This is a genomic window from Prosthecobacter sp. (genome assembly GCF_034366625.1).
Taxonomy (GTDB): domain Bacteria; phylum Verrucomicrobiota; class Verrucomicrobiia; order Verrucomicrobiales; family Verrucomicrobiaceae; genus Prosthecobacter.
The window spans coordinates 37063-61002 of record NZ_JAXMIH010000006.1; the positions used below are offsets into that span (position 1 = coordinate 37063).

The window sequence follows — 23940 nt, forward strand, 5'->3', positions numbered from 1 at the left end:
TCAATTCAAACGCACCGGCTGCGGGCGCTGATAAACGACGGAATCCATCGCTTGTTCAAGCGCCAATCCGCCCAGCACCGGCTGCAAATCGGGATGATTGGCAGTCTCCTCGACTTTTCTCATCTGCATCAGCCCGGCAAAGTCCCGGTTGTCGATCGCCTTGCGCACGGCCGGGTCGTAGCCGAGTTCGACGATGCGGGGATGATTGAGAGCCTGGGCGGCAGCGGGATTTTGCGCGGCAAGCTGCTGCCACATGCTGCCCTCGGGCCAGAGGATCAGCAGACGGGCGAGATTCGCGGTGGGCTTGATGTCGTAGGGATCGAGCCTTTTCGCCACACCGCCGAGGAAGCTGTTGTCGATGCGCTGGCTGAGGCTGTACCAGAAGGATTTGGCCTGGCTTCCCACCTCGCCGCCCTTCTTTACGATCTCGGCGGCGTTTTCCATGCCATACAGGCTGCCGACGAGCCGCAGCACCATGCTGCCGATCCACAACAGCGCTCCCGAAGGAAGGAAGCTGATGATCAGCCCTTTCCACCCATCCAGGCCACCGAGCATTTTCAGCAGGCCGAAAGCGGCAAGAAAGTACGTTCCCATTTTGCAGAGGAAGTAGGTCAGCAAGCCGGCCGCGACGGACAGCATCAGCAGGCGATCCGTGGTGATGTTGATACCTGCCGCGCCAAAAATCTGCACCCGATGACGGAACACATACCACGCCGCGCCCACAGAAACCGCCAGTGTCACCGCGCCGAGCAACTGCTTCACCACGCCACGTGAAAAGGCCAGTCCGGCGGCGAAAGCAATGAAGCCCACGATGCCGATGGTGGCCCACATGCTGGAGGGCACCTTCTGGACGGTCTGGAGCACTTCACTGGGATTCGGCATGGATGCGGTGGGATGGGACGCGCGCCATCGTAACATCTCCCGCCGCGCTGTCTCGCACGAAAATGGCTCAGCACAGATCCTGCATTTCCCGCATCTTCACATGCGCGGCTCCGCGATTGAGGAGTTCCTCCGCCAAAGCCTTGCCCGCAGCCAGATCCGCCGCCATGCCGGTGATCACGAAACCCGCCGCCGCGTTCAGCACGGCGATGTCGCGCTTCGCCCCCTTGATCGTGCCTGCCAGCACGCCTTCAAGAATCATCGCATTCTCCGCCGCATCGCCGCCCACCAGTTCATCCAGCGCTGCCTTGCCAAAGCCGAGCGTTTTCGGGTCGATCTTCATCTCGCTGAGTTTGCCACCCGCTATCTGGCAGACTTCGTTCACGTCCAGCGTGGAAAGCTCATCCATCCCCTGCCCTGCCCCGGCGCTGCCATGCACCACCCACGCTCCCTTGCGTCCGAGCTTGAGCAGGATTTCGCCAAAAGCCCGCGTCAGCTTCGGATCGAACACGCCGATGAGCTGGTAGTCCGGCCTGCCGGGATTCAGCAGCGGCCCCAGCACGTTGAAAATCGAGCGCTGGCCTTCGGCGGCGAGCAGCTTGCGCGCCTCCGCCACCGCCTTGAAGGCCGGATGATACAGCGGCGCAAAAAAGAACCCGAGGCCGATGGTCTCGATGCCATGCACGACTTTCTCCACCGGCAGTTCGATCTTGATGCCCAGCGCCTCCAGCACATCCGCACCGCCCGCCTTCGAGGTGATGCCACGATTGCCATGCTTCGTCACACACACACCGCCTGCGGCCAAAATGAACATCGCTGTGCTCGACACATTGAATAGATGCAGTTTGTCGCCACCCGTGCCGACGACATCCAGCATCGGTCCCGGCAATTTGGCGCGATCAATCCCCGGATCGACCGCCAGCTTGAGGAATTCATTCACAAAGGCCGCGATCTCCTCCGGCGTCTCGCCTTTATGCGCCAGCGCCCGCAAAAAGTCCGCCTTCGTCATCGCCGTCACCGCCGGATCGACCAGGCACGCCGCAGCCTCCGCGATCTGGGCCTCGGTGAGATTTGTTCCCTGGGTCAGGCTGGTGGTCAGTGATTCCATGATTTGATTTTGACCAAAGCGCAGTGTTTAGCAAGCCCACCTGCATGAACCTTCCGAAACGTTGAATCCAAATTCCCCCATCCTCGGCATCGACCTCGGCACCACGAACTCCCTCGTCGGCGTCGTGGACAGCGGTTTTCCCATTCTGCTGGCCGATGAAAACGGCAGTCGCAGCACGCCAAGCGCCGTCTGCATCGCTGAAGACGGGACAATCACCGTCGGAGCCGTGGCTTTAAGACAACGGGCGCTGCATCCCACACGCACCATCACCTCGGTGAAGCGTCTCATCGGACGCCGTCCCGGAGAAGGCGGCTGGGTGCCGCCGTATGTCTTGAGCGATTTGCAAACCACGCCCGTCGAGGTTTCAGCGGAGATTTTGAAGCATCTCAAGGCCGTCGCCGAACGGGCGTTGGAGCAAAGCGTGTCACAGGCCGTCATCACGGTGCCTGCTTATTTCAACGATGCGCAGCGCAATGCCACGAAGCGTGCCGGTGAACTCGCCGGACTCGAAGTCGTGCGCATTTTGAGCGAGCCGACTGCCGCAGCGCTCGCCTACGGTCTCGACAAACTCGGCGAGCATCAAAAAGTGGCCGTCTATGACCTCGGCGGCGGCACCTTTGACATCTCCGTGCTCGAAATGCGCGATGGTGCCTTCCAAGTGCTCTCCACCGCCGGCGACACGCAACTCGGTGGCGATGATCTCGACCGCATGCTCGCCGGATTCATCGCTGAGAAGCTCAATTTGTCCGCCAAAGACATCCGCGTGCTCGAAGCGGCGGAATCCGTCAAAAAACGGCTTTCAGTCGATGAAGCAGCCTCGTTCGATGGTTTGGACATCACACGTGCCGAACTCGAAAAAATAGCCCGTCCCTGGATCGAGTGCACGCGCCTCCACTGCCTGCGTGCTTTGAGCGATGCGAACCTCAAAGCGGAGCAGCTTGATGAAATCATCCTTGTCGGCGGAAGTACGCGCATGCCGCTGGTGCGCGAATATGTGCGCGAACTCTTTGGACGTGAGCCGAACACCTCGCAGAATCCTGATGAGGCCATCGCGCTCGGTGCCACGATCCAGGCAGGCATCTTGAGTGGCAGCTTGCGTCAGGTGTTGCTTCTCGATGTCACGCCGCTCTCGCTCGGCATCGAAACCTTCGGCGGCTTGATGAACATCATCATCCCGCGCAACACGACGATTCCCGCCAAGGCGGGTGAGATGTTCACCAACGCCGTCGCCAATCAAGACAGCATGCTCATCCGCATCCTGCAGGGCGAGCGTGAACTGGCGAAGGACAACTGGGAGCTCGGCCGCATCGAGGTGCCGTTTCCGCCCGGCCCAAAAGGCAGCGCGCGCGTGGGTGTGCAGTTCAGTTTGGACGCGGATGGCATTTTGAATGTCCTCGCTCGCGATACCGCGACGAATCAGGACACCACGCTCGAAATCAGCGGCACCGCGATCGACGTGGAAGACGAACGCGTGGAGCAGATGATCGCCGAAAGCGTCGATTTAGCCTTCGAGGACATGAACGAACGCATCTGGACCGAGGCAAAACTCAAAGCTGAGGAACTGCTCCCCGCCGTCGATGCCGCGCTGGCCCAGCTCGGTGAGTCCGTCGAAGTCCGCGCCTGCGCCGCCGAAGTGCGCCGCCTGCTCGATTTGCCGGAACATGATGCGCGTGCGCTCAAAGCAGCAAATCAGCAGCTCGACGATGCCACGCAATCACTCGCCGTGATGCTGATCGAGCGTGCGATGGAGGAATCCTTGGCACGGCGCGGGCTGGTGTGATTTTCTTATTCCTTTTCCAGCACCCTGCCGCTAGCATCCGGCGCAAATGAGCGAGGAAAATCCCGGCCCACGTTCCACAGCAGGCATGAGCCGCTGGACGCCGCCTGCATCAGAACACATGCAGGCCATGCTGCCGCAGTATGATGAGTGGTCGCTGCTGGGCTGTGGCGGCATGGGCGCTGTTTACAAGGCCAGGCAGGTTTCATTGGACCGCACGGTCGCCATCAAGGTGCTGCCGCCGCAGGTTGCAGAAGACGAGGCGGAATTCGTCGAGCGCTTCAAGAACGAGGCGCGCACGATGGCGAAGCTGAACCACCCGGCCATCGTGGCCGTGCATGATTTCGGCGAGACCAGCGACGGGCTGCTCTACATCGTCATGGAGTTCATCGACGGCACGGACGTGTCAAAGATGATCCAGGCGCAGCGCAAGCTGCCGGTGGACCACGCGCTGGCCATCACGGCGCATGTTTGTGATGCGCTGGCCTATGCGCACGAGCATGGTGTCATCCACCGCGACATCAAGCCCGCCAACATCCTCATCAACATGGAGGGCGCGGTGAAGGTGGCCGACTTCGGCCTGGCCCGCATGCATGATCCAAGCCAGACCAGCGGCCTGACGCAGGGCGGCATGACGATGGGCACGCCGGACTACGTGGCGCCGGAAGCACTGATCACCGGTGTGATGGTGGACGGACGCGCCGACCTCTACGCCGTGGGCGTGATGCTCTACAACATGCTCACCGGCGAGATCCCACGCGGTTTCTTCCAACTGCCGAGCGAAAAAACCAACTGCGACACACGCTTCGACGTCATCGTGCGCAAAGCGATGGAGCAAGATGTGGTGAAGCGCTACCAGACCTCGCGTGAAATCCGGCGTGACCTCGATCAAATCCTCACCGTGCCGGTGGCGAAGGCAAAAACCGCCGCGAAAGCAGCCGGCGGCATGCCGCCACGCCAGCGCCAGCACGTTCTGCCGCCACCACCGCCAAAAAGCACGCCCTGGGGCCTGATCGCCGCCGCCGTGATCGTGCTGGGTGGTGTGGCATTCTTTGTAATGAAGTCCGGCGATTCCAAATCGCCGTCCCAGGAGATCGCGAGGGCAACGCCCAGGCCAGAAATGACAAAAACAGCTCCTGAGCCGAAAAAGCCTGAAGCACCGAAAAGAACGGAGCCAGCGTCGATGCCCGTCGTCGTGCGGACCGATCCCGACGCACCCAAAGGCAGTCCGCTGTCGGAGCTTCCAGTGCTCAGCCATGCGGGGCACCATTATCAGGTGGTTGGGAAAGAAACGAGCCAGGCCGCGGCACAGAAACACGCGGAGAGCCTCGGCGCGCATCTGCTCACGATCACAAGCCAGGCGGAGATGGACTGGCTGGACCAGACGCTGCCGCCTTTCTTGAAACAGGTGCCGCAGTGGATGGCCACCATTGGGGGCAGACGTGAGGGCGGCGTTTGGAAGTGGATCACTGGCGAACCTTTTGAGTACACACGCTGGGACGGCGCGCTGTCAGCGCCCGATGTGGAGCCTGAGAAGAAATTCGCACTCAAGCTCACCGCCAAGAACGGCACAGCGACGCTGGTCTGGGGCAACGGCCACTTCGACGGCAACCGTGCCTTCATCCTCGAATGGGACAGCACACCGAAGACTGTTCCCGCGCCAACACCGCCAACGATGCCGCCCGTCACCGAAAGCGAGGCTGCTAAACGGCTGCGAGAGCTGGAAACCAGCTTCCGCGCGGCGCTGGAGCGCGATGTGTTGAGCAAACACCGCGAGAAGCTGGCTGATTTGAACGGCAAGTATCTCGCCGCACTCGACCGCTCGCTCGCCACTGCCACGGCGGCTTCAGCCTTGCCGGAGGCGCTCGCCTTGCGCGATGAGAAACAGCGCATCGAGACCCAGGGCCCGCTGCCCACCGATGATGCGCCCACGCTGCCCGCTCCTCTGAAAACATTGCGCTCCACTTACCGCACGAGCTTGAAGCCCATCGAGATTGAACAACACAACAACCGGATCACGCTGTTTTTGAAGTATGAGGAGGTGCTGAAGGCCTTGCAGACAGAGTTGACCCAGTCTGGCAAGCTCGATGATGCGAAGCTGGTGAGCGAGCGCATGAGCGACATCGCCCGCGAGCGCACCGCCGGAATCAGCGAGGCCAAAGAACTGCTGCCAGGAGGTGGTGAACTCATGCTGAAGAAATCCGAGCGCTTCACCTCCACGGAGAAATTCACGCCACCTGTGGAGTTCACCATCGTGGCCAAAACGCAGAAGAACGACCTGCGCCTGGCCTACTCCGCGAAGCAGTTGATCTTCAACTGGGAGTTACGCCCTGATGAGCTGCGTCTCGACAGCGATCCCGGCGGAGGCCGACATGCCCTGGGCAAAGGCCGCATTCCGGAGGACACTTTCGTCACGATCCACTGGCGCGTGTATCCCCACATGCAGAGCATCAGCGTCGATGGTGAGCGGCGCTATCTCCACTTTGGCGACTACACGAAGGTGGACCAGCCACTGGAGATTTTCCCGCTGAACTCCATCGTCACGGTGAAATCGGTCAAGACTCGTGTCATCGACATCAAAACACTCGAAGAGCGTGTCTCCAGCGTGCCGGAGATGAGGGAAAGCCTGCTCAACAAGACCGAGTGGGCCGGCAAGCTCACCATCCCCGCCGGTGTTTACCGACCCATCCGCCGCATCGACATCGGCGCTCCCGGCAAGAAAGATCCAAAAGCGCAATACGACGAGCAGCGCTGTGATGTGACGAGCCTGCCCGGCATGCGCATCGAGAACGTGCGCTTCCACATGCGTGAAGGCTCGTGGAAAGTCGCAGGCGGTCACTTTCGTGATGTGAAGATCACCGCCGACCTGGGTGGCAGCTTCGAGGCACGCGACAGTTTGTTTCAAGACTGTGCTTTTTCCAAGGAAGGTGCCTGGTATGTTGCGTGGTTCAGCAGCAAGTGGAACTTCACTAACTGCGTCTTCTCCGGCTCCTTCATGCAGAACTGGAAGCTGGGTGATGTGGGCGTGAAGCTCGACGGCTGCACCTTCCACGGCGTGGATTTGATCCCCATCGGGATCAAGGAGGACGCGGGAACGGAAATGACCAAAGACTGGCTCAGCATCCAGAACTGCCGCTTCATCAACTGTCGCGTGCCGGAGAGCTTTGCGCTCGCCACAAAGAACTGCGTCTTTGAAAAATGCACCTTCGGCGAGCCGGAGGAGAAACTGCCGGTCAAATCACCGCTGAATACCGTCATCTACATCCAGGACTGTGCCAACACACCCAAGGCAGGTCCCGGACGCTCCATTGAGGCGAAACCCGCCACTCAACTGGGCGGCAAGGCCGGTGCCGCGCTGCCCTATGTGTTCACGAACGAGCGACTCGACTTCCAAAGCCCGCCACCTTGAGCTGCGGTCTTCTGTGGTCACCGCACGGCACCTGTGCCGTTCTCTTTGAAATAAGCGTCACGCATGCGGCGGAGTTCCTCGAGGCGTGAAGAGATGGCGGTATGTTCGCGCTCCTTCTCGACCTTCTGCTGGCGGACGAAATGATTGTTGTCGCCAATGTTACGCCAAGGACCGGCGGGGACCTCGCTCACATCGACAAAGCGCCAGTCACAACGGGACATGCTTTTCAGCCCGAGGTAATCACGAATGGCAGGGGAGATGTCGATACCCGCGCCATTGTTGCTGTTGTTTTTCGGGCGGGCGTTGCCAAAGACATAATCGTAGTCATCGGTAACAAAGGGTCCACAGTCCTCCCACTGGGCATAGCAGACGCGGTTGCCATGCTTGATGGCCACCCACTGGCCCTTGAGAACAGTCCTGCCGGAGCGGGTGTAGCGTAGCTTGAACCACGGGATGACCTTGGAGGCCTCGGGCTTGTGCGAGTTGTAATCAATGCAGTCGTTGTAGGGCAGCGCCACATAAAACGGGTTCTGCCTCGGTGTGAAGCCCACCGGCGTGAAATTGTCGGTGCGCTTGGTGGGATCGGGGTCGTCATAGCCGCCGAAATTATCCATCCACTTCGTATCCCATGAGCTTTTGTCGTTCGGTGTGGGATTGTTCTCCGTCGGCTCCTCACCCACCCAGAACACAGTGGCGACAATGTCGATTTTCCACGGATACCTCGCGTACTCCAGGTGTGGCATGGGAGGCGAGCTGAAATTGGGCAACGAGGAAGCGATGCTCCGGGGCGGCGGCGGGGCAACCGGCCTCGATACCGGGACGGCGGGCGATTTGCTTTTCAGCGCCACCGGCGCGGTGTCACGCTTGTTGAGCGCCGCCACGGCTCCGGTCGCTGAAACTGATGATGCCCCCTGGCTGAATGCCGATGCCGCCGTCACGAGAGACGCGGCGACGATCATAGAACTGATTGAGCGTTGGACAGGCATTGGGGGTGGTCCGAATTGGCGAAAATGTAGCAGGTTCACCTGGTAAACCGCAATCTGTAATTCACCAAGCGAGGCGATGCTGCCCGGAGAACCAGATTGTTGTGGTCTGCGAAGCATCAACGCCAAAGGATGGACAAACCCTGCATGCGGCTGTTCAAAGCGCTGTCTCGGACCTCTTCCGCACCACAGCCGCAATAATCTCAATAGCGCCGCAGCGTGGAGTCCTGCGGCGCGCGTGACTTGTCTGTCTCAGGATAATCCAGCGTGTAGTGCAGCCCCCGGCTCTCATGACGGCGAATGGCGCATTCGACGATGAGGGAGGCGGTTTCGACGAGGTTGCGCAGTTCGAGAATTTCGCTGGTGACGCGGTTGTTCCAGTAAAACTCCTGCACCTCGCGCTTGAGGTTCCGCAAGCGGGCGGCGGCACGCTGGAGACGCTTGTTCGTGCGAACGATGGAAACGTAGTCCCACATCAGCCGGCGGATTTCATCCCAGTTGTGGTAGATGACGACGATCTCGTCATTCTCCACCACGCCGCTGGTCTGCCACGGGCGCAGTTCGTAACTCTGCTCCGCCTGTTTGCCCGGCGGGATCTTCTTGAGCAGGTGCGCCACAGCCCGCTGCGCGGTGACGCAGCATTCGAGGAGCGAATTGCTGGCCAGTCGGTTCGCACCGTGCAGTCCGGTGCAGCCGACCTCTCCCACGGCGCACAAACCACGCACGCTGGTGGCTCCGTTCACATCGGTGAGCACACCACCGCACTGGTAATGAGCGGCGGGCACCACGGGGATCGGCTCCTTGGTGATGTCGATGCCGACTTCGACACAGGCCTTCTGGATGTTCGGAAAATGATGCGCGATGAAGTCAGCCGGCTTGTGACTGATGTCGAGATACACGCAGGGGCCGCCAGTGCGTTTGATTTCATGATCGATGGCACGGGCGACGACATCACGCGGAGCCAGCGAACCCCGCTGATCGTAACGCTGCATGAATTCCTCGCCGTCCTTGCCAATCAAGCGTGCCCCTTCGCCACGCATGGCCTCGGTGATCAAAAACGACCGCTTCTGAGGATGGTAGAGACAGGTCGGGTGGAACTGGATGAACTCCATGTTCGAGATGGTCGCCCCCGCACGCCAGGCCATCGCCACGCCGTCGCCCGTCGCGACACGAGGATTCGTCGTGTACAAATACACACGTCCGCAGCCACCGGTGGCAAGGATCACGCGATCCGAGCGGAAGGTGTGCACCTCTCCGCTGGTTTCATCGAGCACATACAGTCCAAGCACGCGGTCTTCGGAGACGAGGCCAAGCTTGGCCGTCGTGATGATGTCTATGGCGTAATGATTTTCGTGGATCGTGATGTTCGGCTTCGCACGCACGGCAGCGAGCAGCTTTTCGGTGATCTCACGCCCCGTGGCGTCCGCAGCATGGAGCACACGACGGGCGGTGTGGCCGCCTTCCCTGGTGAGATCGAACTCCAGATGCCCGCCGGGAGACTCACGCTGGTCAAAATGCACACCCCACTTCACCAGATCGGCGATGCGTGCCGGGCCTTCGCTCACAATCGTGCGCACGGCCTGTTCTTTGCACAAATCGGCTCCGGCAATGAGTGTGTCGCTGACGTGTTTCTCAATCGAATCGTTTTCTGCCGTGACGCAGGCGATGCCGCCCTGCGCCCAGTTGGAATTCGAGTCCAGCGCACCGCGTTTGGTGATCATCACCACACTGCCATGCTCCGAGGCGTGCAGGGCGGCCACGAGACCACCCGCGCCAGTTCCAACGATGATAAAATCCGCCTCAATCATGGGTGATGCCTATCAGCGTGGAACAGCGAAGATGCAAATGCGCTACCACGCCGTGCCAAGATCCCAGCGCGATGCCAGGGCAAGCAGATCGGGACGCATCGGCCATTCGTCCGCACGCGGTTCCTGGCCTTCGTGGCGCTGGCTGGCGCCTTTCAGCGCCATGCAGCCGGTGTTGTCACCGATCTGGCGAATCGTTTCGACTTCCTCGGCGCTGAGCACGTTTCCCGCAGGCAGGGCGGCCAGTTCGTCGAGTTTGCTCTCGATGCTGCGGGCCTCTGCGCCGGCTTCCTGGATCAAGGTCGGCACCACGCTTTTCACGGGTGCGTTGGCCAAAGTCCACTGGCAGGCCAGTTGGATCATGGTGAGGCCATGCTTTTCGGCGATGGGGCGGATTTTTTCGATCTTCTCGTAGCCGTGTTCAACCCAGCCCGCCGGCCGGAAAGCACGGTGGTCGCCATCGCGGAACTTGTGGCCGGGTTTCACGTCATCATGGAACAAGCCGCCGTAATCGACGACTCGCGCGAGAATATCGACGCCGTTCTTCTTCGCCGCCGGCAGCACATGCTGACCGGGCCAAGGCTCGAACGGGTTCAAAATGATCATCGCCCAGTCCATGCGATCGCCGAAACGCTCGAAGCAGTCGATCATGTCGAGCGTGAAACCATTGGCCGGTCCGGGCGCAATGCCGAGGCGATCCGTGAGACCTTTGTTCTTCAGTGCGGTGAGACCGTTCCAGACATCTTCGCTGGTGTAACCGACCGTGTCGGGGTTGTGCAGCATGAGGCAGTCAAACTTGGCCACGCCGCAGCGTTTCAGCGATTCCTCCGCCGCCATCGTGAGATAGCTGCCGTACTGCTCCGGCTTATGCAGTCCGGCGTCAGTGAAGCGCGGGTAGCCCTTCGATCCGGCACGCAGTCCGGTGTAGAAATCATGACCAACAATGCCCACGAGACAGTATTCATCTCGAGGCAGGCCTTTCAAAGCCTCGCCCAGCATCGAATCGGCACGTCCGGCGCCGTAAACGTCGGCCGTCACGAAGGTGCGCACACCTTTCTCGAAGGCGCTGCGAATCATGGCGATATAGCGCTCGTCATCGAGCATTTCACCGAAGTGCATGAATTTGCCGCCGCTCCAAGTTCCGTAGGCCGTCCGTGTCAGGTTCATAAAGTATCTAGTTGGGTTTTAGGGGCGGATACATACTGAGTCCGCCCGGCCTTTCAAACAGGGATCGCACCATCACCGGGGATGAACGCAGGATTTGGCAAAATCGGCCCAGTCACACGGAATTGGGTTACCGCCCCACCTCTTTGACCAGCAGATCGGCAATCTTCTCCGCCGAATTCTTCACCGCGAGCTTTTGCGCCGCTTTCTTCATTTCTCCGGCCTTGCGGGGATCGTTGAAGACGCTGCGCACGGCATCGGCGAGGGTGTCGGCGTTGAGATCCTTTTCAGGCATCAGGCGTGCGGCGCCGGCCTTGTCGAAGATCTCCGCGTTGCGGGTTTGATGATCCTCGGCGGCGAAAGGATAGGGCACGAGCAGGCTCGGAACACCGAAGTAAGCGAGTTCCGCCATGGATGAGGCGCCTGATCTTGCGATGGCGAGATCAGCGGCACGGTAGGCGAGATCCATGCGGTGGCAAAACGCGGCCACGTGCTGCTTGAGCAGCGGCACCTTCGCGTAAACATCACGCACCTCCTCGTAATCGGTCGGTCCGGCGATGTGCAGCACCTGGATGCCCATTTTCTCAAATTGATCGAGTGCCTGGCCCACAGCTCGATTCACACCACGTGCGCCCTGGCTGCCGCCCATGACGAGCAGCGTGCGCCTGTCCTTGTCGAGTTTGAAGAAGGCGCGTGGATCGTCGCTGTTTTGTTTGCGCATGCTGCTGCGGATCGGTGTGCCGACGACACGCACATCTTCATGCTTGGGGAAGTGTTGTTTGCAGGCGTCGAGGCCGCACAAGACGATGTCGCTGTAGCGTGCGTTAAGCTTGTTGGCCTTGCCGGGGATGGCGTTGCTTTCGTGGATGAGTGTGGTGCAGCCTTCTTTACGCCCGGCATACAACGGCGCAAACGAGGTGAATCCGCCCATTCCGAGCACAACATCCACCTTGTGGTCGCGGATGAGCTTGCGGCAGGCCTTGGTGCCCTGCCAGAGACCTTTGAGGAAGCCGATCATCTTTGGCGACCACGGTTTCGGCATGGCGAGAAACGGCATTTTCTCAAACCGCAGTTCCTTGTGCCCGGAAGCGGCCAGGGAGTCGATTTTCTTTTCGCTGATGAGCAGGGTCACGTCGTGACCGCGTGAGGCCAAAACCTCACCGACGGCAATGCCAGGGAACAAATGCCCCCCGGTGCCACCACACGCGATAAGCACGTGGACGGACTTCGAATTTTTCTGTTTCACTGAGATTCAAAAGGCTAAAGCTGTGGAGTCCAGCGGCGCTTTCTGCGGATCACGGGGAGTTGATCCCAGGTCAGATGCACGCCCTGGCGATGGATGTTGATCAGGATGCCCACCGCGACCATCGCGGCAACAAGACTGGACCCTCCGTAACTTACGAAAGGCAGCGGCAACCCCTTGTTCGGCAGCAAAGCAGTGGTCACGCCCATGTTCAAGAGCGCTTCCATTCCGAGCAAAAATGTCACTCCAGCGCCCAAAAGCTTGCCAAACCGGTTCGGCGCATAGGCCGAAACGACCATCCCGGCCATCACCAGCACCGCGAAGGCGAGTACGACCGCCGCCGTGCCACGCAGGCCCAGTTCCTCGCCCACCATGGGGAAAATGAAGTCCGTGTGCGCCTCGGGCAGGTAGGACAGCTTCATGCGTCCTTCTCCGAGACCGCGACCTTCGATGCCACCGGAGCCAAAGGCCAGCTTCGACACCCATTGCTGCAAACCGAGGCCCTCCTTGTGCTTTTCGAGGTCGAAAACGACCATCACGCGCTCAAGCCGGTTCGGCAGATACTTGATCCCCGCCCACAAACCACCGGCACACATCAAAACAATCAGCGCGAGATAGCGCATCTTCGTCCCGGCCACAAACATCACCCCCAGGCCGACGACTGAAGCCAGCAAGGCACTGCCAAGGTCGAACTCGCAGCCGATCAGCGCCACAATGCCGGTCAGCATCAACCCCGGGAGCAGGAAACCCCGCACGAACGTCCGCGTCAGCGCCTCATGGGTCGCAAACCAGCCCGCCAGCGCGATGATGAGCGCAATTTTCGCGAATTCGGACGGCTGCACTCGGAAACTGCCCACGCCAAGCGCCTGCAAACCAATCCAGCGTTTCGAGCCATTGATCTTCACGCCAATCATCGGCACGTAGCACAGCGCCAGCAGCACTGCGGCGGCGATCAAAATATGCCAGCGCCAGCGCATCCATGCATTGTAATCAATCACAGCGGCAAACACACACGCGACAGTCGCCACGCCCAGCCAGGCAAGCTGCCGCCACAGCGTCACATAGTCTTCACCACCCTCCTGCGCGATCTCAAACGTCGTGCTCGCCAGCATGGTGATGCCCAGCGCGATCAACGACAGCGCCGCAAGAATGAGCAGGATGACGGAATGTCTGGCCATGGAGCCGGGAACGAAAGTTTACTTCGCAGGGATCACCAGCTTCATCCCGTCACGCATGGCGTTGGGATTCTTGATGTTATTCGCCTTCTGAATGGTGGCGACAGAGACACCGTACTTGGACGAGAGGCGGTAAAGCGTCTCACCCGACTTCAGTATGTGCGTGCGGGCCGGAGTGGCTTTCGCCGCAGATTTGGGCGGAGCGTCAGCGGTCGTTTTTTTCGTCGGCTCGGTTTTCTTCGTCGCCGGAGGTGTGTCGGCGATCTTTTTCAGCATCTGCGTCGGCGACGGCACGGGATTCGGTTTCACAAGCGGCTTCGGCTCCGCCTTGGCGACCAGTTTCGGCTCTTCCGTGGGCTTGGAAACCGCCGGCTTGCTCGCCTTCACCGTCGGCGCGTCTTCCTTCAGGAGTGAAACGGGATGCGGATTGGAGGGTGGGGGAAGCGGTGCTGTTTTGGTTTCCGGTGCAGGCGCAATCGCCGGCATGTCAGCCGCGGATGCGAGTGATGGTGTGGCAGGCGGAGCTTCGCTCGGTGCCACGAGGGACATCGGCGTCATGGCGGCGGCGGAAAGGCTCGCTGGCGCATCGGCAGGCTTCACGGCTTCGCTGGGAACTTTCGTCGCAGGCGGCTGATCCTGGAGGGGAAGAGCCTTCGACACCTCCTCCGTGGCCGCCAGCGGTTTCAGCGTCTTCGGATCCACTGGAATCGCGCTCGGCACAGCCTGCTTCGGCACGCGCAGCATCGTTCCAGGACCGATTTGCAGCCCTTTGTCGATCATGTTCATCTTGGTGATCTCCTCTTCCGTGGAGCCGAACTTGGCCGCGATGGATTTGATCGAATCCCCCGAACGCATCTCGTAGTTGTCATGCTGCTGCGTGTCCGCCGCAGCCTGTGCCTGGGCGCTGACAATTTCAGGCGCGGCCTGTGGCAGACCCGAGGCGGCACCCATTGCGCGCGCTGCCTGCGTGACGGACTGCTGCGGCGTCTTCTCGTCGTCCATGTAATCATAAAAAATGATGCCGCTGATGAGGACGACATGAATCAACAGCATGACGACAAACATGCGCGCCATGCCGGAATTCGGCTCGTGCTGGTTCCATTCTCCCTCTTCCGTCACGAGCGCCACGCGATGGCGGTGCCGCTCACCATCCATCAGGTTGAGCAGCAGTTTGGATTCTTTGGTCTTGGGTTTCGTCTTCATGGGACCTTGGGTTGGTGGGAGTTTGTATTTCAAAATTTCATTTCAAGGCGTTTACGGCGTCACGAAACACCTCGCCGCGCTGGGCATAGCCGGTGTACATGTCAAAGGAGGAGGTGCCGGGACTGAGGATGATCGCATCGCCGGCCTGCGAAGCTGCGGTGGCCAGGCGCACGGCGTCGGTCATGTCCGTGGCACGCTGGCAGGGCAGCAGATCGCCAAACGTGCGCTCAAGCTGCGGCGCGATCTCGCCGATGAACACCATCGCGCGCACCTGGCCATTCAACTCGGCGCGCAGCGGCGTGTAATCGAGCTCCTTGTCCTTGCCACCGGCGATCAGCACAATCGGACGCTCCTGCGAACGCAGACAGGCTTCCAGCGCGTGCAGGTTCGTGGCCTTCGAGTCGTTGATGTATTCACGGTTGTGCAAGGTGCGCACCAGTTCGCAACGATGCCGCGGCGGCTCGTAGCTCTCCAGCGCATGCAGCATGCTGGAGTACTGAAGACCAAACACGCGACCGGTCATGAGCGCAGCGAGCACGTTCTCCATGTTGTGCTTCCCGCGCAGTTTCAAACCGGCCGCGCCGCCGATTTCCTGGTCGTGATAATAAAATTTGCCCGCGTTGTAGGTGTAACCGGCCTCGGCGCCATAGGCGGAGAACGTCCAGCGCTGCGCCTTGCCGGAGGAGACGCTTTCACCTGCTCGCACGATGGCGACATCATCTGTCCTGACGTTTTCAAAGATGCGGGCCTTCGCGGCGAAGTACGCCTCCATGTTTGGATAGCGGTCCAGATGATCGGGCGCGAAGTTGAGCCACAGGCTGGCCTTCGCACGGAAGTTGCGGATCGTTTCAAGCTGGAAGCTGCTGATCTCAAGCGCCAGCACGTCGTAACGCGCGCCGCTGGCGACGACCTCGCTCAAGGACACGCCGTGATTGCCGCAGGGCAGCGATTTCATGCCGCAGCCATTAAACAGCGTCGCGATCAGCTCCGTGCAGGTGCTCTTGCCGTTGGTGCCGGTGATCGCCGCCATCGGCATGTTCGTGAGATTAAAGGCAAACTCGGTCTCGCCGACGAGCGGGGTGCCTACATCGGTGAACTTCTTCGGCAGCGGCCAGTGTTCGTCCAGACCAGGGCTGATGATGACCTGCTGAAATTCACCGGGTTTCACCTCGAGATCACGCGCGGCCTGGCCAGTGACCGATTGGAAGCCTTCGGCTTCGAGCTTGTCGGTTTTGACCGCGTCACCCTCGTCAAACACCGTCACCACCGCGCCATGCTGGCGCGCCAGAAGCGCGGCACCGAGGCCGCTGCGCCCGGCGCCGAGAATGGCGAGGTGTTGTGAGGCGAATTTCATGAATCAACGAAGCTTGAGCGTGGCGAGGCCGAGCATGGCAAAGAGCAACGAGAGCACCCAGAAGCGCACGATGACCTGGTTCTCGTGCCAGCCGCCGAGCTCGAAATGATGATGGATCGGAGCCATGCGGAAGATGCGCTTACCGCGCTTCTTGAAGCTCCAGACCTGGAGGATGACGCTCATCGCCTCCATCACAAACACGCCGCCAACGAGCGCGAGCACGATCTCCTGCTTGCAGCCGATGGCGAGCGTCGCGATGCAGCCGCCAAGCGCGAGCGAACCGGTGTCGCCCATGAACATTTTGGCGGGATGCGCGTTGAACCAAAGGAAGCCAAGGCACGCGCCAGCCAGCGCCATCGCGATGATGGGCAGTTCATTGGCGAGGCTGTTGTGCGCCACGCCGAGGTAGTCCGAATAGCGCGCGTTGCCGCAGATGTAGCCGAACCCGGCATAGGCGAGCGCCGTGGTCAGTGAGCAACCGGTGGCGAGGCCGTCGAGACCGTCCGTGAGATTCACTGCGTTCGACGCGCCGACGATGATGAGCGTGAACAGCGCTACGGCAAAGAGGTGCATGTCCGCAATGACGGCGTCCTTCACGAACGGCAGGTATAGAGCACGCAGGGTGATGCCGTTGTCGCCAGGAACCACGTAGGCGAACAAAACACCCGCCAAAAGCGCCACCGAGGTCTGCCAGACAAGCTTGGTGCGCGCGCTGACACCTTTGGAGTTCTTCTTGCTGATCTTGAGGTAGTCGTCGCGAAAACCGAGCGCACCGAGGCCGATGGTGGTGAACAGGACGATCCACACCATGATGTTGTCCCATTTCGCCCACATCAGTGTCGAGATGACGATGGCACCAAGGATCAAAATGCCGCCCATCGTCGGCGTGCCGGCCTTCTTGCCGTGCAGTTCATAGAGTTTGTGCACTTCCTCGGCGGAGCGGATCGGCTGGCCGATCTTGAGCGAGATCAGTTTGCGGATCAGGCGCTCGCCATACAGCAGCGAAAGCACAAAAGCCGTGATGGCGGCCCCGCCGGCACGGAAGGTGTGGTACTTGAACAGGTTGAGCACCTTGTACAGGGCGGCATCATCGCTGATCCACTGATGAGCGAAGAGCCATTCCCTGAGTTCGTAGAGCCAGTACATCATGATGCGGAGAAGTGCGTGAGAACCTGTTCCATGCGCGCGGAGCGGCTGCCTTTGAGCAGCACCACGTCTCCCTCGCGCAACCACTCGCGCAGACGAGCCGCACAGGAGGCGTGATCGGGAAAATGGCGGGACTGCAGCGTGCTGTTCGTCCGTGCGGCGGCGGCACTGATGAGCGCAGCCTCGTCACCGCCCACCGTGAAAACAGCGGTGAGGCCGAGAGAGCCGGCAAACTCACCGACGCGACGATGTTCGGCCTGCGCAATCGTTCCAAGCTCGCCCATGCGGCCCAGTACGGCCACGCGGCGGCTGTTCTCACCGCCCAACGTGCTGAGCGTCCGCAACCCGGCGATCATGCTGTCAGGATTGGCGTTGTACGAATCATCAATGAACTGGATGCCGTTGACGACCTTCGGTTCGACACGACCGCCGGTGAGTTTCGCGTGATTCAAGGCATCAGCGATGTCCGCGGGGGCAATGCCCTGCCGCCAGCCCATGCACGCGGCGAGCGCGGCATTGCCGACCATGTGCTCTCCGAGAACGGGCAGCCGCGTTTCGACTTTTTCGCCGCCGAAATCGAGCGTGAAGGTGGTTCCAGTCGCATCGGCGCGCAGGTTGCTGGCGAAAACATCCCCGCAGCCGACTCCAGCCGTCGAAACGCTGGCCTGGCAGTGGCGGGCGATGGTCTCACTGTATTTGTCGTTCGCATTGAGCACGACGACACCACTGCGCTTCACCTGCGCTGGCAGCGTGGCTTTTTCCCACGCAATCGCATCCTGCGTGCCCATGTGCTCGATATGGGCCATGCCGACATTCGTGAGGATGCCGGCGTCCGGATCGGCGATGTCGGTGAGCACCTTGATCTCACCAGCGTGGTTCATGCCCATCTCCGTGACGCAGCATTGATCGCCCTCGCGCAATGAAAGCAGCGTGAGCGGCACGCCGATGTGGTTGTTCAAGTTGCCAAAGGTGGCGCGGGTCCGCAGTTTTTTCGCCATCACGATGGCGGCAAGGTCTTTGGTCGATGTTTTGCCATTGCTGCCGGTCAAACCGATGATCAGCGGCGCGTGATGCTGGCGATAGCCACGCGCCATGTTTTGCAGGGCGATCAAGGTGTCGCCCACCTCGATCACGGCGCAGGGCAGCGAGCCCCAGGCCGGATTGATCTTGCTGACGACGACTACAGCGACGCCGGCGGCGGCAGCCTGCGGGATGAAATCGTGCGCGTCGAATTTGTCGCCAACCAAGGCGACGAACACGTCCCCTGCAATGATCTTGCGCGTGTCGGTGCTCACATTCTTCACCAGACGCGATCCATCACCACGCAGCGTGCCTGCGGTGAATTGGGCGAGAATCTGGAGTGGAATCGGAATCATCGGTCGTGGTCGCGGAAACCACGCTGGGCTTCACGTTCGGCGGCTTTATCCTCGCGATCCTGGGCGCGGGTGGCTTTGAGATCGTGCAGGAACTGGCGGGCGATCTTGCGGTCGTCGAAGGGATGCTTCTTGCCCTGGATGTCCTGGTAGTCTTCGTGGCCTTTGCCGGCGATGAGCACGAGATCGCCCTCCCAGGCGTTTTCGAGCGCCACGCGAATGGCTTCGCGGCGGTCGGCGATGATGGCGTGTTTTTGCGGGCGGGTAAAACCAGCCTTCGCGTCATTCAAAATCTGCTCGGGATCTTCGGTGCGCGGATTGTCGGAGGTGAGCACGCAGATGTCGCTGCCTGCCTCGGCGGCGGCGGCCATCTTCGAACGCTTGGTGCGGTCGCGATCGCCACCGCAGCCAAATACGGTGATGAGACGGCGCGGACGCAGCGCACGGGCGGTGCGCAGGGCGTTTTCGAGGCCGTCGGGCGTGTGCGCGTAATCGACGAAGACCTGGAAACGTGAGTTTTCAGAGACACGCTCCATGCGTCCCGGCACCTGCGGCGCGTTGTGCAGGCTTTTGACGGCCTCGCGCAGATTCAAGCCGACGCCATGCGCGGCAGCGAGAGCGCCGAGGGCGTTGTACACATTGAAATCGCCGATGAGCGGCAGACGCACGAGGAAACTGCGGCCCTTGGCCTCTAGCTCGAAAGTGGTTCCGGTGAGATCGTAGCGCACGTTGATGGCGCGGAACTCACAACCGACGCCGAAGCCAAAACGCGTGACGCAGCCGGTGTGCTCAAAGCGCTGCGCGAGTTTGCGACCCCAGGAGTCATCACCATTGATGATGAGCGCCGAGCGCGGCGATGCGGCCGTGATTTCAAACAGACGCACCTTGGCCTCAAAGTACTTCTCCATCGTGCCGTGGTAATCGAGATGGTCCTGCGTGAGGTTGGTGAAGATGGCGGCGGCGAAGGGCAGGCCGAAGACGCGTTCCTGATCGAGCGCGTGGGAGGAGACCTCCATGGCGCAGGCGCGGCAGCCGTTGTCACGCATGGAGGCGAGCAGGCCCTGGATTTCGAGCGATTCGGGCGTGGTGTGCGTGGCGGGCAGTTGCTCACCGTTGCCAAGATCGTAAAACACGGTGCCGAGCAGGCCGCTGCGCATCTGCGCTGCATTGAACAGATGATGCAGGAGGAAGGCCGTGGTGGTCTTGCCGTTGGTTCCAGTGACACCGGCGATGATCAGTGCTTTGGCCGGGTGCCCGTTCAAGGCCGCCGCCGCCTGCGCGAGCGCGATGCGCGAGTGACGCACATGCACCCAGGGCACGGTGACATCGTCCGGCGGAGCCTGCTCGGCGATAATCGCGGCAGCGCCGAGTTCAATGGCCTTCGGAATGAACGCGTGACCGTCCGCGTGCGTGCCACGCAGCGCGACGAAAGCAATGCTTGGACCCGATTTGCGCGAATCATAAGCGAAGCCAGCGATCTCAGTATCGAGGTTGCCGGAGACGGCGGGTTTGTCGAGATGCGGAATGAGATCACGCAGTTTCATTGCGCACCTCCTTTCGAGGCAACTTTGATCGGACGTTCGTTGCGGATGGAGAGATGATCGAGCGTCTCGCGCACGACTTCGGCGAAGATGGGCGCGGCAACGCGGCCGCCGCGGATCATTTTTTCGCTCTCAGCCTTCGGATCGTCGAGCATGACGAGGCAGACGACCTGCGGCTTTTCCATCGGGGCCATGCCAATGAAGGAAGTGAGGTAGGAGCCCTCGATGTAGCGCTTCTTTTCAGGATCGTAACGACGGGTGGTGCCGGTTTTGCCACCAACGCGGACCTCGGGCATGGCGGCACGGCTGCCAGTGCCTTCGAGCACGACGCCTTCGAGGAAATCGCGTAGCGAAGCAGCCGTTTTGGCGGTGCAGACCTGCCAGACGGGCTGCGGCGGAGTGATTTCGTTTTCGCCGGTGGCTTTGACGACACGGTCGACGAGGCGCGGTTTCATGAGCACGCCACCGTTGGCGATGACGCCGTAGGCCATGCACATCTGCAAGGGTGTGACGGAGACCTCATAGCCGATGGGCATGCGTGAATAGGTGGTGTTGCTCCATTTGCCGGTGTTCATGTAGCCGGCCTTTTCGCCCAGAAGGCCGATGCCGGTGACGCTGCCGAAGCCGAAACGCGAAGCGTAGTCGAGCATCATGTCCTGGCCGACGCGCTTGCTGATTTTGTACATGCCGATGTTACTGGAGTGGACGAGGACGCCTTTGACGGTCTGCATGCCGAGCGGCTCGTCGTCGCTGAGCTTCACTTTCCGGACTGGATCTTCGTAGAACATGTTGCCGCAGTCGATCTTCTCGCCGGGAGTGACCTTGTTATTGTCGAGCGCGGCGGCCAGGGTGATGACCTTGAAGATGGAGCCGGGTTCGTAGGGTTCCGCGATGACGTGATTGGTCCAGGTGCTGACATCGGGATTGCTCACATCACGATGCGGACGCGCAGCCATAGCGAGGACGGTGCCGGTGGCGGGCTCGGTAACGACGATGACAACGCGGCGGGCATTGTTGGCCTTCCAGGCGCGTTCGCAGATCGCCTCGATGTTGTCCTGAAGCTGCATGTCGATGGTGAGATGCACGTCGTTGCCGTGTTGCGGCTCGACGACCTGACCACGATAAGCGGGAAGCTCGTGGCCAGACTTGTCACGCTCGATGAACTGCTCGCCGGGGGTGCCGGTGAGTTTGGCATCCATGAGCTTTTCAACACCCCAGCGGCCTTTGTTGCCGGTGTCGGTATCGCCAAGCACGAGAGATAGGCGGTCCTTCGCAGGGAAACGGCGCGCGACGGCGGGACGCAGGTGGATGCCGAAAAGGTGTTCGGCTTTGAACAGGATACCCCACTGTTTCGCGGTTTCTTCATCCACCTGTTTGGCAAGGACGATCTCTGGCTTGTCCGATGCTATTTGCGCGCGGAGCTCTTTTTCCGGCAGCGGCAGAATGCCCGAGAGCACCCTGGCGACATGGTCATGGTAGGCGGCGAGGGTGCCGGCCTCATCGAGCTGTTCTCGCAATTCAATTGCCCGCACCCCGCGCACAGCGGCAAGATGATGGCGCACGGTGATGATCTCGCGCAGATGTGTGCGGTCCGTGTAAAGCTCGCTCACGTCTTCATCATGCGCGAGGTATTCGCCGTTAAGATCTTTGATGGCACCACGATGCGCAGGCAGGACGATGTGGCGCTGGTATTTCTGCGCGGCGAGGGCTGCAAGACGCGGCGATTCCTTGATCTGAATGACCGCGAGCCGCCAGGTCACGAGCGAAAAGCCCGCCAGCAGCACAAACAGCAGCAGCAGCATGCGGCGGCACACCGGGCGGTCACGACGGAGCTGGGTTTGATTTGGAAGAGGCTGGCTCACGGATTCTGGGGTGTAGTTTGAGCAAAGGAAGGATCCAGCGAGGGTGCCGAGGCAGTTTCTTCAACAGGCTGCGGCGGCAGCGGTTTGAGCATGATCAGACTGCGCTTCGTGATCTGACGCAGCAAGGTGCCCGCACCGGTGAGACGCGGCTGCACGCGATCACGCGTGAGCAGTGTTTCAATGCGGTTGTTCAGGGCGAGGATCTCTGCCTGCAGCAGGCGCATGTCGGACTCGACCTTGCGCTGCTCCTCACCGAGGGCACGCACACGGTTTTTGCTCACCACGATGCCGAGACCCACGAGCGCCAGCGAGGCGACGACGATCAGGATCGCCGTGATCGTGGGCAGGCCGAGGCTGTTGCGGTAGCGGTTGCGCTGGCGAGGTTTCATACGGGAAGACGTTCGGCGACGCGCAGCACGGCGCTGCGTGCACGCGGGTTCATTTCGATCTCGTGCGGAGTGGCCTGCACAGGCTTGCGTGTGATAAGTTTGAGCACGCAATCAGGATTTTTACGCGGCTCCGGCCATTCCGGCCGGTCGAGAAATGGGGCGGAGAGATGCTGCAGCGTCTGTTTAACGATGCGGTCCTCCAACGAATGGAAAGAGATCACCGCCAGCCTGCCTCCGGGTTTCAACCAGCGCGGGGCGGCGGCGAGAAAGTCGTGCAGCGCGGCGAGTTCGTCATTCACGGCGATGCGCAGGGCCTGAAACACAAGTGTGGCCGGGTGACGTTTCCCACGCTTCGGCGATGCGGCGGCGACGATGTCGGCAAACTGGAGTGTGGTTTTGATGCGACACGCCGCGCGCGCCTTGATGATCGCCCGGGCGATGCGACGGGCATTGGGCTCCTCGCCATATTCAAAGAAGAGTCGCGTGAGCTCAGGCTCGTCCGCCGTGTTCACGATGTCCGCCGCCGTGCGTGGCGATTCGGTGTCCATGCGCAGATCGAGCGGGCCGTCTCTCATGAAGGAGAAACCACGGGCGGCATCGTCGAGTTGATGACTCGACACGCCAATATCGACCAGCATACCGTCAAAGCCGGAGACGCCGGTCTCTTCAACGATCTGCGGGAAATGACGGAAATTGCCGCGCAGCGCGCAGAACTGTGCCGCATAAGACTTCAAACGCTCTGTGGCATGCTTGAGCGCATTCACATCCTGGTCCATCGCGACAACACGTGCGCCATGCTGCAGGAGCGCTTCGGAATGCCCGCCACCACCGAGCGTACCGTCGAAAAAAAGCTTCCCTGGAGCCGGCTGGAGCAGTGAGACCACCTCGGCAAGCAGCACGGGTGCATGATAGAAAGGCAGATTGCGCGTGGGTGATTCGGGCGGGGCAGGTTCCAACGAATCTCCCCCTCCCCCACCGCCAGGTCGTGTTACCAAAGTTCCACGCCCCCAAGGCATCAGGTCGTCCATCGCATCGGTCGCACCAAACCACGGCCACCCGCCCACTTGAGAAAATCCAATCAGTCTGGAAATCCCAACAAGCAATGGCCACGCAGGCAACCGCCTCCATCGGCTTGACCGATGCGAGAGGCGCGGCAGAGGGAATCCAATTGCAGCAGGTGCGTTCATAAAAGAAGCTGAACATCAAACTGCCTACCCATGTGAAAGAGTGGCATAAATGTCATAAGACTAAAATTCTAACTAATCCTTATAATCGAGAGATCATATTCTTGGCAATCGTCTATTTTCAGAATTTTTGCTTTCAGGCAGAATTACTCCAATACTGTTCATTCGATCAACTGGAGATTTTAGAGATATCCTCAATTGGGCCAACTGAGATCACCCTCCAAACAGCCTTCCATGGGCATGAATACAGCCAAGTTTGCCCGTCTCGACAACGATTAGAGGCGCCAACCGCCTTCTCCCGCTTGGCACTTCTTTTACAATTTGCACCAGAATACCAAGAGGAAT

At 60.6% G+C, this 23940-nt stretch carries 18 protein-coding genes; 3 read left to right on the top strand and 15 right to left on the bottom strand.

Features of this window, described 5'->3' with window-relative positions; genetic code table 11:
* Positions 1–882: a CvpA family protein gene (locus U1A53_RS03010; protein ID WP_322278891.1), complete on the bottom strand. Its 882-nt coding sequence runs from the start codon at positions 880–882 to the stop codon at positions 1–3.
* A 67-nt stretch (positions 883–949) separates the two neighbouring features.
* Positions 950–1987: an anthranilate phosphoribosyltransferase gene (gene trpD, locus U1A53_RS03015; RefSeq protein WP_322278892.1), complete on the bottom strand. Its 1038-nt coding sequence runs from the start codon at positions 1985–1987 to the stop codon at positions 950–952.
* 61 nt (positions 1988–2048) lie between these two features.
* On the opposite strand from trpD, the gene U1A53_RS03020 reads away from it, so the two are divergent.
* The gene (locus U1A53_RS03020) at positions 2049–3767 is read left to right on the top strand and encodes an Hsp70 family protein (protein ID WP_322278893.1); all 1719 of its coding nucleotides are present in this window, start codon (positions 2049–2051) and stop codon (positions 3765–3767) included.
* A 46-nt stretch (positions 3768–3813) separates the two neighbouring features.
* Positions 3814–7173: a protein kinase gene (locus U1A53_RS03025; RefSeq protein WP_322278894.1), complete on the top strand. Its 3360-nt coding sequence runs from the start codon at positions 3814–3816 to the stop codon at positions 7171–7173.
* 17 nt (positions 7174–7190) lie between these two features.
* Here the strand turns inward: U1A53_RS03025 and U1A53_RS03030 are convergent, their stop codons facing one another.
* Entirely contained in the window at positions 7191–7916 is a 726-nt protein-coding gene (locus tag U1A53_RS03030) for a hypothetical protein (RefSeq protein ID WP_322278895.1), read from the bottom strand.
* On the opposite strand from U1A53_RS03030, the gene U1A53_RS03035 reads away from it, so the two are divergent.
* Positions 7915–8205: a hypothetical protein gene (locus tag U1A53_RS03035; RefSeq protein WP_322278897.1), complete on the top strand. Its 291-nt coding sequence runs from the start codon at positions 7915–7917 to the stop codon at positions 8203–8205. The two genes, U1A53_RS03030 and U1A53_RS03035, sit on opposite strands and share 2 nt — an antisense overlap.
* 154 nt (positions 8206–8359) lie before the next feature.
* Here the strand turns inward: U1A53_RS03035 and nadB are convergent, their stop codons facing one another.
* The 12 genes from nadB to rsmH form a co-directional block, all read right to left on the bottom strand.
* On the bottom strand, positions 8360–9964 hold the full coding sequence (gene nadB / locus U1A53_RS03040) for an L-aspartate oxidase (protein ID WP_322278898.1): 1605 nt from the start codon (positions 9962–9964) through the stop codon (positions 8360–8362).
* 42 nt (positions 9965–10006) lie between these two features.
* Positions 10007–11128: an aldo/keto reductase gene (locus U1A53_RS03045; protein WP_322278899.1), complete on the bottom strand. Its 1122-nt coding sequence runs from the start codon at positions 11126–11128 to the stop codon at positions 10007–10009.
* 127 nt (positions 11129–11255) lie between these two features.
* The gene (murG, locus tag U1A53_RS03050; RefSeq protein ID WP_322278901.1) at positions 11256–12371 is read right to left on the bottom strand and encodes an undecaprenyldiphospho-muramoylpentapeptide beta-N-acetylglucosaminyltransferase; all 1116 of its coding nucleotides are present in this window, start codon (positions 12369–12371) and stop codon (positions 11256–11258) included.
* 14 nt (positions 12372–12385) lie between these two features.
* The gene (locus tag U1A53_RS03055) at positions 12386–13546 is read right to left on the bottom strand and encodes a putative peptidoglycan glycosyltransferase FtsW (RefSeq protein ID WP_322278902.1); all 1161 of its coding nucleotides are present in this window, start codon (positions 13544–13546) and stop codon (positions 12386–12388) included.
* A gap of 18 nt (positions 13547–13564) precedes the next feature.
* Positions 13565–14746: a LysM peptidoglycan-binding domain-containing protein gene (locus tag U1A53_RS03060; RefSeq protein WP_322278904.1), complete on the bottom strand. Its 1182-nt coding sequence runs from the start codon at positions 14744–14746 to the stop codon at positions 13565–13567.
* A gap of 37 nt (positions 14747–14783) precedes the next feature.
* Entirely contained in the window at positions 14784–16100 is a 1317-nt protein-coding gene (murD, locus tag U1A53_RS03065; RefSeq protein WP_322278905.1) for a UDP-N-acetylmuramoyl-L-alanine--D-glutamate ligase, read from the bottom strand.
* Between the two features lie 3 nt (positions 16101–16103).
* Complete coding sequence (gene mraY, locus U1A53_RS03070) at positions 16104–17249, bottom strand: phospho-N-acetylmuramoyl-pentapeptide-transferase (protein WP_322278907.1); 1146 nt, start codon at positions 17247–17249, stop codon at positions 16104–16106.
* Positions 17246–18622, bottom strand: coding sequence for a UDP-N-acetylmuramoyl-tripeptide--D-alanyl-D-alanine ligase (murF, locus tag U1A53_RS03075; RefSeq protein WP_322278908.1), 1377 nt, complete (start codon positions 18620–18622; stop codon positions 17246–17248). The genes mraY and murF overlap by 4 nt, the downstream gene beginning before the upstream one ends.
* A complete protein-coding gene (locus tag U1A53_RS03080; RefSeq protein WP_322278910.1) occupies positions 18619–20163 on the bottom strand; it encodes a UDP-N-acetylmuramoyl-L-alanyl-D-glutamate--2,6-diaminopimelate ligase in 1545 nt (514 codons plus the stop codon). Before U1A53_RS03080 ends, murF begins: the two co-directional genes overlap by 4 nt.
* A complete protein-coding gene (locus tag U1A53_RS03085) occupies positions 20160–22022 on the bottom strand; it encodes a penicillin-binding protein 2 (protein ID WP_322278911.1) in 1863 nt (620 codons plus the stop codon). The genes U1A53_RS03080 and U1A53_RS03085 overlap by 4 nt, the downstream gene beginning before the upstream one ends.
* Positions 22019–22411, bottom strand: a complete 393-nt coding sequence (locus U1A53_RS03090; RefSeq protein ID WP_322278912.1) for a hypothetical protein — start codon at positions 22409–22411, stop codon at positions 22019–22021. Before U1A53_RS03090 ends, U1A53_RS03085 begins: the two co-directional genes overlap by 4 nt.
* Entirely contained in the window at positions 22408–23331 is a 924-nt protein-coding gene (gene rsmH / locus U1A53_RS03095) for a 16S rRNA (cytosine(1402)-N(4))-methyltransferase RsmH (RefSeq protein ID WP_345786480.1), read from the bottom strand. The genes U1A53_RS03090 and rsmH overlap by 4 nt, the downstream gene beginning before the upstream one ends.
* Positions 23332–23940 lie beyond the last annotated feature (609 nt).

Coding starts and splice junctions, on each gene's coding strand:
- U1A53_RS03055 (WP_322278902.1), bottom strand. CDS start 13,546: ATGGCCAGACATTCCGTCATCCTGCTCATTCTTGCGGCGCTGTCGTTG.
- mraY (WP_322278907.1), bottom strand. CDS start 17,249: ATGATGTACTGGCTCTACGAACTCAGGGAATGGCTCTTCGCTCATCAG.
- U1A53_RS03060 (WP_322278904.1), bottom strand. CDS start 14,746: ATGAAGACGAAACCCAAGACCAAAGAATCCAAACTGCTGCTCAACCTG.
- U1A53_RS03010 (WP_322278891.1), bottom strand. CDS start 882: ATGCCGAATCCCAGTGAAGTGCTCCAGACCGTCCAGAAGGTGCCCTCC.
- U1A53_RS03090 (WP_322278912.1), bottom strand. CDS start 22,411: ATGAAACCTCGCCAGCGCAACCGCTACCGCAACAGCCTCGGCCTGCCC.
- nadB (WP_322278898.1), bottom strand. CDS start 9,964: ATGATTGAGGCGGATTTTATCATCGTTGGAACTGGCGCGGGTGGTCTC.
- U1A53_RS03045 (WP_322278899.1), bottom strand. CDS start 11,128: ATGAACCTGACACGGACGGCCTACGGAACTTGGAGCGGCGGCAAATTC.
- U1A53_RS03080 (WP_322278910.1), bottom strand. CDS start 20,163: ATGAAACTGCGTGATCTCATTCCGCATCTCGACAAACCCGCCGTCTCC.
- U1A53_RS03025 (WP_322278894.1), top strand. CDS start 3,814: ATGAGCGAGGAAAATCCCGGCCCACGTTCCACAGCAGGCATGAGCCGC.
- U1A53_RS03030 (WP_322278895.1), bottom strand. CDS start 7,916: ATGCCACACCTGGAGTACGCGAGGTATCCGTGGAAAATCGACATTGTC.
- trpD (WP_322278892.1), bottom strand. CDS start 1,987: ATGGAATCACTGACCACCAGCCTGACCCAGGGAACAAATCTCACCGAG.
- murD (WP_322278905.1), bottom strand. CDS start 16,100: ATGAAATTCGCCTCACAACACCTCGCCATTCTCGGCGCCGGGCGCAGC.
- U1A53_RS03035 (WP_322278897.1), top strand. CDS start 7,915: ATGGGAGGCGAGCTGAAATTGGGCAACGAGGAAGCGATGCTCCGGGGC.
- murF (WP_322278908.1), bottom strand. CDS start 18,622: ATGATTCCGATTCCACTCCAGATTCTCGCCCAATTCACCGCAGGCACG.